The organism is Camelimonas sp. FR25, assembly GCF_059740505.1.
On record NZ_JCAWFG010000017.1, the window covers coordinates 57,417 to 73,691 of the forward strand.

General features: G+C 66.0%; 13 protein-coding genes. 6 read left to right on the forward strand and 7 right to left on the reverse strand.

Features of this window, described 5'->3' with window-relative positions:
• Positions 1-171: 171 nt before the first annotated feature.
• On the reverse strand, positions 172-1,458 hold the full coding sequence (eno, locus tag AC6A67_RS01310) for a phosphopyruvate hydratase (RefSeq protein ID WP_498034717.1): 1,287 nt from the start codon (positions 1,456-1,458) through the stop codon (positions 172-174).
• Positions 1,459-1,886: 428 nt separating this feature from the next.
• On the opposite strand from eno, the gene queF reads away from it, so the two are divergent.
• Positions 1,887-2,363, forward strand: a complete 477-nt coding sequence (queF, locus tag AC6A67_RS01315; protein WP_498034718.1) for a preQ(1) synthase — start codon at positions 1,887-1,889, stop codon at positions 2,361-2,363.
• A gap of 95 nt (positions 2,364-2,458) precedes the next feature.
• On the opposite strand, the gene AC6A67_RS01320 is transcribed toward queF, so the two are convergent.
• Positions 2,459-2,830: a hypothetical protein gene (locus AC6A67_RS01320; RefSeq protein WP_498034719.1), complete on the reverse strand. Its 372-nt coding sequence runs from the start codon at positions 2,828-2,830 to the stop codon at positions 2,459-2,461.
• Between the two features lie 510 nt (positions 2,831-3,340).
• Between AC6A67_RS01320 and AC6A67_RS01325 the strand changes: the two genes are divergently transcribed.
• Positions 3,341-3,655: a hypothetical protein gene (locus AC6A67_RS01325; RefSeq protein WP_498034720.1), complete on the forward strand. Its 315-nt coding sequence runs from the start codon at positions 3,341-3,343 to the stop codon at positions 3,653-3,655.
• A gap of 170 nt (positions 3,656-3,825) precedes the next feature.
• Positions 3,826-5,037 carry an ABC transporter substrate-binding protein gene (locus AC6A67_RS01330; protein ID WP_498034721.1) on the forward strand — a complete coding sequence of 404 codons (1,212 nt, stop codon included), beginning with the start codon at positions 3,826-3,828 and terminating at the stop codon, positions 5,035-5,037.
• Between the two features lie 280 nt (positions 5,038-5,317).
• Here AC6A67_RS01330 and AC6A67_RS01335 read toward each other — a convergent pair whose 3' ends face one another.
• The 5 genes from AC6A67_RS01335 to tpiA all read right to left on the reverse strand — a co-directional run bounded on the left by AC6A67_RS01335 (position 5,318) and on the right by tpiA (position 11,408).
• Positions 5,318-6,499 (reverse strand): MFS transporter, encoded by a 1,182-nt coding sequence (locus AC6A67_RS01335; RefSeq protein WP_498034722.1) that lies wholly within the window; start codon positions 6,497-6,499, stop codon positions 5,318-5,320.
• 345 nt (positions 6,500-6,844) lie between these two features.
• On the reverse strand, positions 6,845-7,702 hold the full coding sequence (kdsA, locus tag AC6A67_RS01340) for a 3-deoxy-8-phosphooctulonate synthase (RefSeq protein WP_498034723.1): 858 nt from the start codon (positions 7,700-7,702) through the stop codon (positions 6,845-6,847).
• Positions 7,703-8,020: 318 nt separating this feature from the next.
• Positions 8,021-9,649: a CTP synthase gene (gene pyrG, locus AC6A67_RS01345; protein ID WP_498034724.1), complete on the reverse strand. Its 1,629-nt coding sequence runs from the start codon at positions 9,647-9,649 to the stop codon at positions 8,021-8,023.
• A gap of 193 nt (positions 9,650-9,842) precedes the next feature.
• Positions 9,843-10,268: a preprotein translocase subunit SecG gene (gene secG, locus AC6A67_RS01350; RefSeq protein ID WP_498034725.1), complete on the reverse strand. Its 426-nt coding sequence runs from the start codon at positions 10,266-10,268 to the stop codon at positions 9,843-9,845.
• A 375-nt stretch (positions 10,269-10,643) separates the two neighbouring features.
• On the reverse strand, positions 10,644-11,408 hold the full coding sequence (gene tpiA / locus AC6A67_RS01355; protein WP_498034726.1) for a triose-phosphate isomerase: 765 nt from the start codon (positions 11,406-11,408) through the stop codon (positions 10,644-10,646).
• A 579-nt stretch (positions 11,409-11,987) separates the two neighbouring features.
• Between tpiA and AC6A67_RS01360 the strand changes: the two genes are divergently transcribed.
• The 3 genes from AC6A67_RS01360 (at position 11,988) to AC6A67_RS01370 (ending at position 16,257) form a co-directional block, all read left to right on the forward strand.
• Positions 11,988-13,886, forward strand: a complete 1,899-nt coding sequence (locus tag AC6A67_RS01360; RefSeq protein WP_498034727.1) for a SurA N-terminal domain-containing protein — start codon at positions 11,988-11,990, stop codon at positions 13,884-13,886.
• Between the two features lie 8 nt (positions 13,887-13,894).
• Entirely contained in the window at positions 13,895-15,412 is a 1,518-nt protein-coding gene (trpE, locus tag AC6A67_RS01365) for an anthranilate synthase component I (RefSeq protein ID WP_498034728.1), read from the forward strand.
• A gap of 248 nt (positions 15,413-15,660) precedes the next feature.
• Positions 15,661-16,257, forward strand: coding sequence for an anthranilate synthase component II (locus AC6A67_RS01370; protein WP_498034729.1), 597 nt, complete (start codon positions 15,661-15,663; stop codon positions 16,255-16,257).
• Positions 16,258-16,275: the final 18 nt, after the last annotated feature.

Consider the following 16,275-nt stretch of genomic DNA (forward strand, 5'->3'; position numbering starts at 1 on the left):
CCGGCACGGTCGGCAGGCCTGCAAGCCTTTGGGAAGGAACGAAAAACGGCCGGATGCGTCCATCCGGCCGTTTCGAGCTATGACATCAAGGCCGCAGACAACACGGCCTTCACTCGCGGCGGGCGAAGCGCCTGAGCCAGCCCCTGTGTTGGACTGGCGGGGCGTTGCGCCTTAGCTGCGCAGGGCCTTGATGGCGTCGCGGCCTGCGTAGATGGCCTGACCGCCCAGCTGCTCCTCAATGCGGATCAGCTGGTTGTACTTGGCCGTGCGGTCGGAACGGGCCAGCGAGCCGGTCTTGATCTGCCCGCAATTGGTGGCGACGGCGAGATCGGCGATGGTGCTGTCCTCGGTCTCGCCTGAGCGGTGCGACATCACGGCGGTGTAGCCAGCGCGGTGCGCCATGTCGACGGCGGCCAGCGTCTCGGTCAGCGAGCCAATCTGGTTGACCTTGACGAGGATCGAATTGCCGACGCCCTGGCGGATGCCATCCGACAGGCGGGCGACATTGGTGACGAACAGATCGTCGCCGACCAGCTGGCAGCGCGAACCAACCAGATCGGTCAGCAGCTTCCAGCCAGCCCAGTCGTCTTCAGCCATGCCGTCTTCAATCGACATGATCGGATAGTCGCTGACCAGCCTGGCGAGGTACTTCGCCTGCTCTTCCGGCGAACGGGTCACGCCCTCACCTTCATAGACGTAATTGCCGCCCTTGAAGAACTCGGTCGAGGCGCAGTCGAGGGCGATCATCATGTCGTCGCCTGGCTTGTAGCCGGCGTCCTCGATCGACTTCATCACGAAGTCGAGGGCGGCCTCAGCCGACGGCAGGTTCGGCGCGAAACCGCCCTCGTCGCCGACATTGGTGTTCTGGCCAGCCGCCTTGAGATTGGCCTTGAGGCGGTGGAACACCTCGGCGCCAGCGCGCACGGCTTCAGCCAGCGTCGGCGCGCCAACCGGCATCACCATGAATTCCTGGAAGTCGATGGGATTGTCGGCATGGGCGCCGCCATTGACGATGTTCATCATCGGCACCGGCAGCACGCGGGCGGTCGGGCCGCCGACATATTTGTACAGCGGCAGGCCAGAGGCCTGGGCCGCAGCCTTGGCCACGGCCAGCGACACGCCGAGGATGGCGTTGGCGCCGAGGCGCGCCTTGTTCTCGGTGCCGTCGAGGTCGATCATCACCTCATCGACCGCGACCTGGTCTTCGGCGTCCATGCCAGCCAGCGCGTCATAGATTTCGGCGTTGACGGCGTCGACAGCCTGCAGCACGCCCTTGCCGGCGTAGCGGTCCTTGTCGCCGTCGCGCAGCTCGACAGCCTCATGGGCGCCGGTCGATGCGCCCGACGGCACGGCGGCGCGGCCAAAGGAGCCGTCTTCGAGCGCCACATCGACTTCAACGGTCGGGTTGCCCCGGCTGTCGAGAATCTCGCGGGCGATGATATCGACAATGGCGGTCATGGCATGAAGCTCCAGTGGTCAGGGTGCGCGAGAGTGGTCAGTTTGCGCGAGCCTTGCACAGCCAGATGGCGCGCGCATGAACGGGCGTCGGCTTTCCGACGGTTTCTGCTGGCCTTTTACGGCATCGACATGGGCTTTCAATCCCCTGGCTGCGAATTTGACTGCCGCCGGACAATGATGACGCAAGATCCGCCGCACATGCAGGTTTAGGGGGCATCACGGGTCCGCCGCCAAACAGCGCGATGCTGGACGCGCCCGCAGAGGTGGCGCTGACCCGCCCCCACCTGGCGGACGAGGACCACCACCGCCACTGGCCGACGAGCACAACACCTGCCGCTGGCCGAAGACGACGCCACCCGCCGCCTGGGCCGCCAAACCAGGCGCGAGGCGCCATTTCGCCGCGCGGGTAAAAGCGTTATAGGAGGCGCATGAGCGACCCCACACATTCACATCTGAGCCAGCACCTCAGCCATCTTGGCCAGCAGAGCGCCTCGCCGGTCGATCCAGCCAGCGCCGTGCTGGATCGCGTGCCCAATCCGCATGCCGACACGGATTATGTCGCCCGCTTCACCGCGCCTGAGTTCACCTCGATCTGCCCGGTGACCGGCCAGCCGGATTTCGCCATCCTGGTCATCGACTATGTGCCGGACCAGTGGCTGGTGGAATCAAAGTCGCTGAAGCTGTATCTGCACGCCTTCCGCAATCATGGCGCCTTCCATGAGGATTGCACCGTGGCCATCGGCAAGCGCATCGCCACGCTGCTCGAACCGCGCTTTCTGCGCATCGGCGGCTATTGGTTCCCGCGCGGCGGCATCCCGATCGACGTGTTCTGGCAGACCGGCGCGTTGCCGAAGAATGTCTGGCTGCCCGACACTGGCGTCCAGCCCTATCGCGCGCGCTATTGAGGCGACGCCCCATGCGGGTGTGGACGCAGACCTGTGCGTGCGTGTGGAGCTTTTGCGCCGACATCGGGCGTCGTGATCTGGCGCGCCCTGAGCAGTCAGCTTGCGTCGAACTGGGCGTCGATCGACCTGACCAGTAGCTCCAGCGCCAGGGCCTGCATGATCGCGAACAGATGTTTACTGTCGCCAACCGTCGTGACGCCTTCAAGGGCGCCATCGATCCACGACGCCTCCATTCCCAGCAAAGGCACAATTTTCCCCCTCACCAGAATGTCGCGAAGCTCCTGCCGATGCTGCCGGAAGCAGGCGTAGACCAGCTCCGACGAGGCCCGCCTGGTGCGGCGCCATGAGACCGGCAGGCCGCTTCTCCTGAACAGGTCGCGACGCAGCACGATCCTGTCGTAATCCGCGGTGTACAGCTCGCTGACGGGCTGAAGCATCACCGTTGACAGGACGTTCTGCAGCAGCATGGGGCTCAGGGTATTGCTGGCCGCGGAAGGCGAGATTTCCGGCCACGTATGCGTAGAGCAGCGCGCTGGATTAGAGGCCGCCGCAAAACGACAGCAGCACCCGCGACTGCGGACGCCGATCCAATAATTCCTGAAGCGGCTCCACGCCCTGACCTGCGCGCGCCCGCTCCGGCTCCGGTGCGGCAGGGTTGGCGCGACCACCCGATCACCATGAATAATGCGACATGATATGCATGAATACGATCGCAATACACAATATATCAGCGCATTTACGTCACATACATCTGATTTGTCGTCACCATTCATCTGGCGCATCGTAACGCTGTACGACATTCCTCTACGAAACAGCTATAGAGCCACCACGCGTCCCGGCCTCGCGCGCCAGGACTGGGCACGGCGCGGGCCGGCGCCGGGTCGCTGGCCGCCGGCCCTGCCCACATGGCGCGGACAGGCGACCGTCTGATTGATCCTGGCTGGCCCTGTTACAGGCTTGCAGATCATCAGGAGCGCATGCTGGACGATGTGCGGCCTGTCGTGAACGCCAGGGAGAGCACAACCATGCGCAACGCCATTGCAATATTGTTTCTGTCGATTGGCCTCCAGATTTGCGGAGGGGTCAGCGCCCAGGTGGCGACGAGCTCTCCATCGAGGGAGCCATCTGAAATGCACGACTGCATGCAAGAAGTTGCGGCGATTTGCAGCCGCTCCTCCACGTATCATGTGCCCGCCTGCCTCGCCACGCGCCTGCGCCAGTGCCTGGCCGCTACATCGCAGCGTCAGCAGATGGGCGTCGATGGCGACGCCCTGCCCGGGCAGTATCCCTGACGTAGAAAGCCGGCGCGGCGCCTGTGGCAGGCGCTCGCGCCGCGCCGATGACAACCAAATTGCAAATATATACGTTATAACAACTTGTGGCGCCCGGCTCCCCTGGCGCAAACTCCTGTGGCGGACCAACGACGTTCGCTTGCGCCCATACGGGCGGCCGGGAGGATGTGATGAGGAAGTTTTTGGCGGCTGCTGCAGCGGCCCTGTTGATCGCTGGCGTCGGCCAGCCCAGTCACGCCTTGGCGCAGGCGGCGGACACGCCAGGCGTCACCAAGGATTCCATCAAGATTGGCCAGACCACGGCGTTCAGCGGCGGCGCCTCGGCCTATTCGGTCATCGTCAAGGGCACCGAGGCCTATTTCAAGGAGATCAACGCCAAGGGCGGGATCAATGGCCGCAAGATCGAACTGATCCAGCTCGACGATGGCTATGCGCCGCCCAAGACCGTGGAGCAGACCCGCAGGCTGGTCGAGCAGGACGGCGTCTCCTTCATCTTCAACCCGCTTGGCACCCCCACCAGCCTCGCCGTGCAGAAATATCTCAACAGCAAGGGCGTGCCGCAGCTGTTCATCGCATCGGGCAACAGCTTCTGGGATAATCCCAAGCAGTTCCCGTGGACCACCGGTCTGCAGCCATCCTATTTCAGCGAAGGCGTGGTGATCGGCCGCTACATCGCCCAGAACCACCCCAATGGCAAAGTGGCGCTGCTGCATCAGGCGGATGACTTCGGCAAGGATTACCTCAACGGTCTGAAGAAGGGCCTTGGCCCTAACGCCGACAAGCAATTGGTCAAGATCGCCACCTATCAGCCGACCGACCCGGTGATCGACAGCCAGCTGGTTGACCTGAGAGCCTCTGGCGCCGACATCTTCGTCAACATCACCATCCCGAAATACACCGCCCAGGCGATCCGCAAGGTGGCGCAGCTCGGCTGGAAGCCGACGCATTTCGTATCGTCGATCTCCGCCTCGGTGGCCGCCGTGATGAACCCGGCAGGGGCTGAGAATGGCGTCGGCGTCATCGCCACTGCCTATGTCAAGGACCCGAAGGATCCGCAATGGGCCGATGACAAGGGCATGAAGGACTTCCACGCCTTCATGGACCGCTCCATGCCAAACGCAGACCGGGCCGACACCAATTACGTCTACGGCTATTTGGCTGCCAAGATTCTCGAGGACGTGCTGACCCGCGCCGGCAATGACCTGTCGCGCAAGAACATCATGAAGGTCGCCACCACCATGAACCTCGATGTGCCGGTGCTGCTGCCGGGCATCAAGATTCAGAACAACCCTGAGCGGTTCTCGCCCATCACCAAGATGCAGCTGACCAAATTCGACGGAAAGACCTTCCGTCCGTTCGGCAATGTCATCTCGGCTGACTGACCGCGGCTGATCAAAACACGTTTGCGGCGGCGCCCCAGGGCGTCGCCGTTCTGCTTCCAGCCGACAACAGTCGGCGAAATTCATTGGCTGATTGGTTCAGGTATAAATGGCAGAGTGCTGATATATATGAATTTTATTGCGCCACGAAATGCGTTGCGAGACAGCTTGACGCACGATGGGATGTGCAGAGAAGAATCTGATGATCGAAGGCAAGAGCCCGGCTGCGGCCCATTGAGGCCGCCAGATGCCCCAGCCGGCGGCGGCGTAAATGAGCCGTAACCTATTGCGCGACGACCTGCCTCAGCTTGATCGAACAAAAGGCGCCGACAAGCGCTATCATGACGGCGCCGAGCAGAATGGCGACGCCATCGCCCAACGCCGGCAGGGTGACGGCCCACATGATTGGCCCCAGCGCCTGGCCGGTCATGAAGCTTGTGCCATGCAGGGCGACGGCTGAGCCGCGGAACGCGGGCGCCAGCTCCGTCGCCTGCACCTGTAGCGAATTATGCAGGCTGTAGAAGCCGAACCCCAGAACGGTGAACGCCAGCAGATCGACAGGCCACGACAGCCCCATGGCGAACAGCGCCAGCGCCAGCGCCGCCAACATCCCGCCAAGCGCCATCAGTCCTGTTCCGCCGAGCCATGCGGTGAGCCGCCCGGCGGTGAGGCTGTAGCCAATGCCGCCGAGCGGAAAAGCGGCGATGACCAGGCCGGCGATCACCGGATCGGGCTGGCCGCGCGTCGCCAGCAGCACGGCGACGAACGGCATCAGGCCAAAGATAAACAGGCCTTCGCAGAACACGGCGCTGAAGCACACGGCGGCGCGCGGATTGCGCAACACCGCGCGAAAACCATCGAGCACGCTATGCTGCGGTGGCGACAACGGACGCGCGCCACGTGGCAGCACGCGCATGACGGCGATGGTGGTGATGGCGCAGACCACGCCATAGAGGCCGAACACGCCGCGCCAGCCAAGCCAGCCAACGAGAAGGCCCGCCCCCACGGCGCCAGCCAGGCCGCCGGCGATGGTGGCGCCGAGCATACGGGCCAGCACCGCCTGGCGCTGCTCAAGCGGCACGCGATCACCGATCAGCGCGATGGTGGCTGGGAAGATGCCCGCTGACGCAATGCCGCAAACAACGCGCATCAGGAATTGCCAGTCATAGCTGGGCCACAGGGCGCTGGCGACGCCGCCTGCCGAGATGATCGCCATGCAGATGCGGCTGACGCCGCTACGGCCAAAGCGGTCGCCGATCGGGCCCCACACCAGCTGCATCAGACCAAACGGCAAAGCGAAAGCGCTGCCGAGCAACGCCACCTGGCCTGGGCTGACGCTGAGGTCAGCGGCGATCACCGGCACCAGCGGATCGACGGCGCGGACAAACAGCGTGGCGGAAAAACAGGAAATGGCCAGCCACAATTGCAGGCCCGCAAGCGATGGCCCGGCGGAAGACTGGCTCATGGATCCCCCCGACGCGCGTCCCCCTGGCGGCGCCGGAGAACCGGGTCGATACGGGCGCGCCTTATCTTGTGCAGCGCGTGACCCGTCGATTCTGCCGCAGACCACGCTGAAGGGTTAGCGCCGGCGCAAGGCTGGAGCCATGGCGGCGCATGCGGGGCGGCCATGCGTGGCGCGTCTGCGCCATCTCGCAAGCCAGGACGCAGCCGGCTGCAGGCGCCATCCCCACCCTCCTGTTCCGACCCTATCCGCATGACGCTTTGGGGCCACACCGGGCCCGGGCGGCGCTGGAGCCGTGCAAGTGGCTCGTGCAAGTGGCTTCGGCGCCAGCAGCTTCGCGGGCTGGAATCAGGCGCCCTGCTTGACGATGGCGTCAAAAGCCATCAACTGCCGCAGCAACGCCTCCAGCTCGGCCAGCGGCACCATATTGGGGCCATCCGATGGGGCGCGGTCCGGGGCTTCATGGCTCTCAATGAACACCCCGGCGACGCCCACGGCGACGGCGGCCCGCGCCAGCACGGGAACGAACCTTCGCTCGCCGCCCGACGACGTGCCCTGCCCGCCTGGCTGCTGCACCGAATGGGTGGCGTCGAAGATGACCGGCGCGCCAGACTGCTCGGCCATGATCGGCAGCGCCCGCATGTCGGACACCAGCGTATTGTAACCGAACGAGACGCCGCGCTCGGTCAGCAGCACATTGGGGTTGCCTGCGCTGGTCAGCTTGGCCGCGACATTCTTCATGTCCCAGGGCGCGAGGAACTGGCCCTTCTTGACATTGACGGCGCGGCCTGTGGCGGCGGCAGCAAGTAGCAGATCTGTCTGGCGGCACAGGAAGGCCGGGATCTGCAACACATCGACGACCTCGGCCACCGGCGCGCACTGGGCGGCGTCATGCACATCGGTCAGCACCGGCACGCAGTAGGTCTCGCGAATCTCTGCGAAGACTGGCAGCGCCCCGGCGAGGCCGATACCGCGCGCCGCGTTCGCCGAGGTGCGGTTAGCCTTGTCGAAAGAGGTCTTGAACACCAGCCCCATGCCGAGCCGCCCGGTGATCTCCACCAGCGCCGCCGCCATCTCCATGGCGTGGGCGCGGCTCTCCATCTGGCAGGGGCCGGCGATCAGCGCCAGCGGCAGCTGCTGGCCGAAACGCACGGGCCGCGGCAGATCGGCGCCGACAGTGACAATGGCGTTGGCGGCACTGGACATGGCTTAGGGTCCTCTTCGCGCGCGTTTCGATCAGCAAGGTAAGGTTTGGCCGATCAGAATGCGCTCGTTCCATGGAGAAACTGGGCGTCTGCCGATCCGTGTAGATCGGAACGCACTCTAACATGTGGCGCGACCGCGCCATCAAACGCCAACGCCCCGCGAGCGGGGCGTGGATACGCGGTGCAACTGTGACCGCGTGGCGCTGAAAGCGCAACGTCGACCCACGTCACCTTGCCAGGGCGCCAATGCGTCCTAGCAGGATGGCGCGAGAGCCAGCGGCTTGAGCCGCCGGTTGGGCCGCGAACGGCCAGGGTCTGTTCAAACCAACCGGCTCTGGGCGATGGCCGCCTCGATGAAGCTCTTGAACAGCGGATGCGGATCAAGCGGCCGCGACTTGTATTCAGGGTGGTATTGCACGCCGATAAACCACGGGTGGTCGACATGCTCCACCGTCTCCGGCAACACGCCGTCGGGCGACACGCCGGAGAAACGCAGACCCGCCGCCTCCAGACGCGAGCGGTAATCCATATTGACCTCATAGCGGTGGCGATGCCGCTCGGAGATCTCCGTGGCCCCATAGATGGCCGCGATTTTGGTGTCAGCCGCCAGCACCGAACGATAGGCGCCGAGGCGCATGGTGCCGCCCAGATCGCCTTCAGCAGTGCGCCGCACCAGCTCATTGCCGCTCAGCCATTCGGTGAGCAGGCCGACCACCGGCTCATCCGTCGGGCCGAATTCGGTGGAGCTGGCGTTGGCGACGCCGGCCAGCGAACGGGTCGCCTCGACCACCGCCATCTGCATGCCGAAGCAAATGCCAAAATAAGGCACCTTGCGCTCGCGGGCGAAACGCGCCGCGCGAATCTTGCCCTCGGCGCCGCGCTGGCCGAAACCGCCGGGCACCAGAATGCCGTGCACATGCTCGAGGAAGGGCGCCGGGTCTTCGCGCTCAAACACCTCGCTCTCGATCCAGTCGAGATTGACCTTGACCCGATTGGCGATGCCGCCGTGGGTCAGGGCCTCCATCAGCGATTTGTAGGCGTCCTTCATGCCCGTGTATTTGCCAACGATGGCGATGGTCACTTCGCCTTCGGGGTTCTTTACGCGCTCGGAAATCTGCCGCCAACGGGTGAGGTCGGGCTCTTTGGCGTCCTTGATGCCAAACGCCGCCAGCACTTCGTCGTCGAGGCCTTCGGCGTGGTAGGACAGCGGCACGTCATAGATAGACGAAACGTCGCGCGCCTCAATCACCGCCGTCTCACGCACATTGCAGAACAGCGACAGCTTGCGACGCTCTTCACGCGGAATAGGGCGGTCGGTGCGGCACAGCAGGATATTGGGCTGCACGCCGATCGAGCGCAGCTCGGCCACCGAATGCTGGGTCGGCTTGGTCTTCAGCTCGCCGGCGGAGGGGATGTAGGGAAGCAGCGTCAGGTGCATGTAGATCGCCTGATCGCGCTCCAGTTCCTGACCCAGCTGCCGGATGGCCTCGAGGAACGGCAGGCTCTCGATGTCGCCGACCGTGCCGCCGACTTCCATCAGCACGAAGTCATAGCCCTCGTTGCCGCTGAGCACGAATTCCTTGATGGCGTTGGTGACGTGCGGAATCACCTGCACGGTCGCGCCGAGATAATCGCCGCGACGCTCGCGGGCGATGATGTCGGAATAGATGCGACCCGTGGTGATATTGTCCTGGCGGGAGCACGGCGCGCCGGTGAAGCGCTCATAGTGCCCGAGGTCCAGGTCCGTCTCGGCGCCATCGTCGGTGACGAACACTTCGCCGTGCTGATACGGGCTCATGGTGCCCGGATCGACGTTGAGATAGGGATCCAGCTTGCGCAGGCGGACCTTGTAGCCCCGCGCCTGCAACAGCGCCCCAAGCGCGGCGGACGCCAGGCCTTTGCCCAACGAAGAGACCACGCCGCCAGTGATGAAAACATACCGCGTCATGGGACCTGCTGAGTACGCCGTTTCGTCTGCTTTGGCGAGAGGCGTCGAGGAATTTTGTTCAGTCATCACAAAAAAATGCCCCGCCGCTCATCGCGGCGGGTCCATCGTCTGGCGGCCATGCTTGCGGGCAAAATTGACCGCGCGCGGCCCATTACCGGGAGCGGCCGCGCAAGCGGCCGCCTGATGGGGACTGTTACTGCTGCGTCGGGACCTGCGGCGAAGCCGGGGCTGCAGGAGCGGCTGGCGCGGCGGGCGCAGCCGGAGCTGGCTGCTGCATCTGCTGCAGCTGGTTGAGCACGCCGCCGCCCGTCGGGGCCGCAGGCGAGCCCGGAGTCGCCGGCGCGGTGGAGGCCGGCAGATTGCGGTCGAGAATCGAGCCGCCGGTGCGCGACATGCTGGAAATCACCGTGAGACCGAGGCTGGTGATAAAGAACAGGCCAGCCAGAATCGCCGTGGCCCGGGTGAGCGCATTGGCCTGGCCGCGACCGGTCATGAAGCCGGACACGCCGCTGCCGCCGCCGCCCATGCCGAGCCCACCGCCTTCGGAGCGCTGAAGCAGCACGACGCCGACCAGCGCCAGCACGATGAGCAGGTGAACCACGATAAGGACAGTATGCATGTACGGCGCCCACTGGCCGCCAGGCGGCCGGTCTCGAAGTGAAATGAAATGAGGCTTTCAGTTAACCGGGGCGTTTAGCACGCCTCCAGCCCTGAGCAAAGCGCCGAGGCGCACGGCTGGCGCGCGCCTTTGGTCTGCCTCAACCTTTACGGTCCCCATGGCCGCGCCTGGATGGGCCTCGCCCGAGGCAGCAGGCGCTGCCTTCTGGGACCCCGGCGCGCGCGGCCTTTCAGCCATCGCCTGCCCGACGTCGCCTGCCCGACGTCGCCACGCAGACGCTTCAGCGCCAAAGCCGCGACGCCGCCCCCGCGCCGAAAGCCTGCCCTCGCCCACCTTTCAGCGCCAAAGCGCACGGCAGGCGAGCGCCTTCAGATATCAGGCCGGGCAGCCAGCGGCAATGGCGAGGAAATCCGCGGCCACGAGGCTGGCGCCGCCGACCAGCGCGCCATCCACATCCGCCACCGCCATCAGCTCGGCGGCGTTCGACGGCTTGACCGAGCCGCCATACAGCAGCCGCACGCCGTCGGCGAAGGCGGCGCCGAAACGCTTGCGCAGCTCGGCGCGCATGAAAGCGTGCACCTCAGCCACGTCAGCGACGGTCGGGGTCAGGCCGGTGCCAATCGCCCACACCGGCTCATAAGCGACGATCAGGGCGCCTTCGGCGTCGGGAATCGACCCCGCGAGCTGGCTGCCGACCACCTCGAGGGCGCGACCGGCGTCACGCTCCTCGCGGGTCTCGCCGACGCAGACGATCGGCGTCAGGCCAGCGGCGCGGGCGGCTTCGGCGCGCGCGCGCACATCAGAATCGCTCTCGCCATTATAGGCGCGGCGCTCGGAATGGCCGACGATCACCGCCGTGGCGCCGACATCGGCCAGCATCTCCGCCGAGACTTCACCGGTATAGGCGCCAGAAGTTTTGGCGTGGCAGGTCTGTGCGCCAATGGCCACGCCGCTGCCGATGGCGGCGGCGGCGAATGTATAGAGCAGCGGCGCCGGTGGGCAGATCAGCAGATCAGCGCGGGCGCGCAGATTGGCGTCATAGCCGTCGATCACCTGGCCGAGCGTGCGGGCGCCGGCGATCTTGAGGCCGTTCATCTTCCAATTGCCTGCGATCAGCGGGCGGCGCGTCTGTCCGGTCATGCTGTTATCCTTCTGTGGCGGCGTCTGACGGCCTTACGCCGTGGCCCTGCCCGCGCTGTCGCAAGGGTTGCGGCCGGCGCGGCCCAGGCAGGCGATGGGCGCAACATCCCCCGCAGCGCCATCCCTGGCCCTATGCCCTGGCCTCTAGCAGAGACGCCCGCCTTCGGGCAATCCCGGCGGCGCGCGCCCGGCGCCATGTCCAGGCGGCTGTAACTGCGCTCGAAGGCGACAGCCCGCGCCGCCACCCAGCCCAGCGCCATGCGGTTTCCCCCCGAAACGCGTCAGTGTAGCGGCTGAAACGCCCCGGCTGCCGCTGGCTACAGCCCATGGACTGGCGTGCTGCGGTGCTTTATGTCAGCACTGCTATATTGGCCTGGTTTGTCCGTCGCGGATTCAGCGGGTCGCGCCCCTTCGCCATACTGGCGGCGGCGCGATTGTCGGCGGTTTTCGACGCGCGCGACGCGCCACGGCGCTTCATCCGGAACACCGGCGCAACATTGCGCCCGGCGACGCCCCTTGCCTGGGACGCGTTTCGCCGGGGCCGCCTCAGGAAGGTCGATCGATCTCATGCTTCAGGGAATGCGTAACGCGAGCAAGGGACTTGTTGGCAAGATCATCGTCACCATCCTGTTCGGATTGCTGGTCGTGTCTTTCGCCATCTGGGGCGTCGCGGACGTATTCCAGGGCGGCTCACGCAATACGGTGGCGCGCGTCGGCAAGACCGAGATCACCATGGATCAGCTGCGCACCGCCTGGCAGAATGAGTTGCAACGCCTGTCGCAGCAATATCGCACCGTGATCACCCCCGCCCAGGGCCGTGAGATGGGCCTCGACGCCATCGTGCTCGGCCGCCTGGTCACCGAGGCGGCGCTCGATCAGGAGGCGCGCCGGCTGCAGCTCGGCGTCACCGACGCCTTTGTGGTGCAGTCGATCGCCAATGACCCGAACTTCAAGGGGCTGAACGGCCAGTTCGACCGCGCCCGCCTCGCTGAGGTGCTGCGCAACAATGGCTTCACCGAAGCCGCCTATGTGGCCGAGCAGCGCAACACGCTGATCCGCCGCCAGATCCCGGAGGGCCTGGCAGGCGGCGTCGTCACCCCGCAGGCGATGCGTGAGGCGGTTTATCGCGTCAACGCCGAGCGCCGCGCAGCCTCATTCGTCACGCTGCCCGCCTCCGCCGCCGGCGATATCGCCGCGCCCAGCGACGAGCAACTGAACACCTGGTTTGCGGCCAACAAGGCCAGCTTCCGTGCGCCTGAGTTCCGTTCGTTTAACGTCGTGGCGCTGACCCCGGCCGCCCTTGTCAAAGCGAAAAATCTCGCCGCAGCCATCACCGAGGCCGACATAAAGGCGCATTACGACAAGGTGCGCGAGACCGCTTTTGGCTCGCCCGAGCGCCGCCGCCTGCAGCAGATTTCGTTCCCCGATGAGGCTGCGGCCAAAACGGCGCTCGAATCGATCCGCGCCGGCAAGAGCTTCGACGCCGTCGCCAGCGAGCGTGGCGTCACCGGCAAGGACCTCGACCTCGGCGACGTCACCCGCGACCAGGTGTTCGACCCGGCGGTGCGCGACGCCGCCTTCGCGCTCGCCCCGGGCGCCGTCAGCGAGCCGGTGAAGGGCAATTTCGGCACGTTCCTCGTGCGCGCCCAGAGCGTCACGCCGGCCTCGGTGAAGCCGCTGGATGAAGTGCGCGACGCCATCCGCAATGACCTCGCCCTGCAGAAGGCCAAGGCCGAAATGCAGACCCTGCATGACGCCATTGAGGACAAGCGCATCAACGCCCAGCCGCTGACGGCCATCGCCGCCGACAATGGCCTTACGGTGACCAAGATCGACGGCGTCGACGCCAAGGGCGCCGACCGCAAGGGCGTGGCCTCAGCTGAACTCGCCGCCCTGCCGGGCGCGACCGAACTGCTGAAGGAAGCCTTCCAGACCGATGTCGGCGCCGACAATGAGGCGCTGAACGCCGATGACGGTTATGTCTGGTTCGAGGTGACCAATGTCGAGCCGGCCCGTGATCGCACCCTCGACGAGGCCCGTCCGCAGGTCGAGAAGCTGTGGCGACAGAATGAGGTCGCCACGCGTCTCGCCGCGCGCGCCAAAGAGATTGTCGCCAAGGTCGACGGCGGCGAGAGCCTGCAGGCCGCCTCGGGCCTGACGCCGCAGAGCGTCTCCGGCCTGCAGCGCAGCCAGGCCAGCGGCGAGCTGTCGGCCGATGCGGTGCGGCAGATCTTCTCGGTTCCAGCCGGCAAGGCGGGTTCGGCGAAGAAGGGCGATGACCTCATCGTCTTCCGCGTCGACAGCGCCACCATGCCCGCCTATGCCGCCAGCGCCATTCCGGCCCAGCTTGGCGAGCAGATGAACCTTGCCCTCATCGACGACCTGCTGACCAGCTATGTGCGCGTGTTGCAGGAGCGTTTCGGCGTCAGCGTCAATCAGCAGAACCTTCGCAATGCGATCGGTTCGGCCCAGCAGTAAGCTGAACCATGCAGTTTGAACCTTCCCTTGACGAGGCCATCGCGCAATACGCCGCCGGTCGTCCGTTCTCGCTGGCTGTCCGCTTCGTCGCCGATCTGGAGACGCCGCTCAGCGCCTATATCCGCCTCGCCACCGTGGCCGGCCCCAGCTTCCTGCTGGAGACGGTGCAGGATCTCTCTGTGCGCGGCCGCTATTCGATGACTGGCATCGCGCCCGACGTCATCTGGCGCTGCATCGACGGCAAGGCGCAGATCAACCGCCAGGCGCTGGTCGATCTCGACGCCTTCGTCGATGAGGCTGCGGCGCCGCTCGATTCCCTGCGGGCGCTGGTGCGCGAGAGTGAGATGGAGCTGCCCGCCAGCCTGCCGCCGATGGCGGCGGGGGTGTTCGGCTATCTCGGCTATGACATGGTGCGGCAGATGGAGCGTCTGCCGGACATCAATCCGGACGCGCTGCGGGTGCCGGAGGCGATCATGGTCCGCCCCACCATCATGGCGGTGTTCGATTCGCTGAAGGATGAGCTGATCCTCGTCACGCCGGTGCGCCCGCAATCCGGGATCAGCGCCACGGCGGCGGTGGCCAGCGCCCAGGAGCGGCTGGAGCAGGCGCTCGCCGCGCTCAGCACGCCGCTGCCGTCGGAGGCCGCCATCGACGTCTCCGGCATGCCCGCGCCAGAGCCCGTGTCGAACACGCCGCCCGAGCGTTTCATCGCCATGGTCGAGCAGGCGCGCGAATATGTGCGGGCCGGCGACATCTTCCAGGTGGTGCTGGGCCAGCGCTTCGAGGCGCCGTTCAGCCTGCCGCCGCTGGCGCTGTATCGGGCGCTGCGCCGCATTAATCCCTCGCCCTATCTGAGCTTCCTCAATTTCGGCGATTTCCAGCTGGTGTGCTCCAGCCCGGAAATTCTGGTGCGCTCCCGCGAGGGCAAGGTGACGATCCGGCCGCTGGCTGGCACCCGCCCCCGCGGCGCCACGCCGGAAGAGGACCGCCGCCTTGGCGAGGAGCTGCTGGCCGACCCCAAGGAACGCTCCGAGCACCTGATGCTGCTCGATCTGGGGCGCAATGACGTGGGCCGCGTGGCGAAGACGGGCACGGTGAAAGTCACCGAGAGCTTCGTGCTCGAGCACTACAGCCATGTGCAGCACATCGTCTCCAATGTGGAGGGCGAGCAGGACCCGCGCTTTGACGCGCTGGACGCGCTGGTCGCTGGCTTCCCCGCCGGCACGCTGTCGGGCGCGCCCAAGGTGCGGGCCATGGAGATCATCGACGAGCTGGAGCTCGATCGCCGCGGTCCGTTCGGCGGCTGCATCGGATATTTCAGCGCCAATGGCGACATGGACACCTGCATCGTGCTGCGCACCGCCCTGGTCAAGGACGGCAAGATGGCCGTGCAGGCCGGCGCCGGCGTGGTCTATGATTCCGACCCGAAGTCGGAGTTGATGGAATGCATCAACAAATCGCGGGCGCTTTTCCGCGCGGCGGAAGAAGCCATTCGCGTCGCCGGCCAGGGAGGACGCGGTCAATGAGCGGCGTGTCGACCGGCCAGCACGGCGCGCGCCTGGGGCCAGGAAAGGGCCGCGTCGCAGCGCTCTGGCGCCTGCCAGCGCTGGTCTGGCGATGGTGACGCTCGCCACAGACCTGGCCTGAGCGCCCTCCCCGCAGCTCCTTCGGCGACAGCCAGGGAGCGCGGGACGGCGGCGCCAGGCGCAACCGCCGCCTTCCCGCCTGTGGCTCACGATAGCCGGCAGGCGCCGCACATGATAAAGGCCCAGCCATGACGCGCGTGGTTCTTGTCGACAATTACGATTCATTCACCTGGAATCTGGTGCATCTGATCGGCGGCCTCGGCCCGACCGTCGAGGTGCATCGCAATGACGCCCTGACGACGGCGGACATCGCCGCCATGGCCCCAGACGCCGTGGTGCTGTCGCCTGGGCCGTGCACGCCCAATGAGGCGGGCGTCTGCCTCGACGTCATCCGCGACCTCGGCGCGCGCATGCCAGTGTTCGGCGTCTGCCTTGGTCTGCAGTCGATTGGCCAGGCCTATGGCGGCCAGGTGGTGCGGGCTCCCTTGCCGATGCATGGCAAGGTGTCGGTGGTCAGCCATTGTGGCTCCGGCATTTTCGCCGGGATCGACGGGCCGTTTAACGCCACCCGCTATCATTCGCTGATCGTCGACCGCGACAGCTGCCCCAGCGAGCTGGCCATCACCGCCGAGACGGCGGATGGGCAGATCATGGGCCTGTCGCATGTCAGCCATCCGGTGCATGGCGTGCAGTTCCATCCGGAGAGCATCCTCTCCGAGCACGGCGCGACCATGATGCGCAACTTCCTGAACCTCGCCGCCGCCTTCAACAGCGCGCGCGCCTAAAGGGGCTGAGGCTTCGTT

Excerpts from the sequence above, each read along its gene's own strand:
- eno (WP_498034717.1), bottom strand. The coding sequence starts at position 1,458 with ATGACCGCCATTGTCGATATCATCGCCCGCGAGATTCTCGACAGCCGG.
- queF (WP_498034718.1), top strand. The coding sequence starts at position 1,887 with ATGAGCGACCCCACACATTCACATCTGAGCCAGCACCTCAGCCATCTT.
- AC6A67_RS01320 (WP_498034719.1), bottom strand. The coding sequence starts at position 2,830 with ATGCTGCTGCAGAACGTCCTGTCAACGGTGATGCTTCAGCCCGTCAGC.
- AC6A67_RS01325 (WP_498034720.1), top strand. The coding sequence starts at position 3,341 with ATGCTGGACGATGTGCGGCCTGTCGTGAACGCCAGGGAGAGCACAACC.
- AC6A67_RS01330 (WP_498034721.1), top strand. The coding sequence starts at position 3,826 with ATGAGGAAGTTTTTGGCGGCTGCTGCAGCGGCCCTGTTGATCGCTGGC.
- AC6A67_RS01335 (WP_498034722.1), bottom strand. The coding sequence starts at position 6,499 with ATGAGCCAGTCTTCCGCCGGGCCATCGCTTGCGGGCCTGCAATTGTGG.
- kdsA (WP_498034723.1), bottom strand. The coding sequence starts at position 7,702 with ATGTCCAGTGCCGCCAACGCCATTGTCACTGTCGGCGCCGATCTGCCG.
- pyrG (WP_498034724.1), bottom strand. The coding sequence starts at position 9,649 with ATGACGCGGTATGTTTTCATCACTGGCGGCGTGGTCTCTTCGTTGGGC.
- secG (WP_498034725.1), bottom strand. The coding sequence starts at position 10,268 with ATGCATACTGTCCTTATCGTGGTTCACCTGCTCATCGTGCTGGCGCTG.
- tpiA (WP_498034726.1), bottom strand. The coding sequence starts at position 11,408 with ATGACCGGACAGACGCGCCGCCCGCTGATCGCAGGCAATTGGAAGATG.
- AC6A67_RS01360 (WP_498034727.1), top strand. The coding sequence starts at position 11,988 with ATGCGTAACGCGAGCAAGGGACTTGTTGGCAAGATCATCGTCACCATC.
- trpE (WP_498034728.1), top strand. The coding sequence starts at position 13,895 with ATGCAGTTTGAACCTTCCCTTGACGAGGCCATCGCGCAATACGCCGCC.
- AC6A67_RS01370 (WP_498034729.1), top strand. The coding sequence starts at position 15,661 with ATGACGCGCGTGGTTCTTGTCGACAATTACGATTCATTCACCTGGAAT.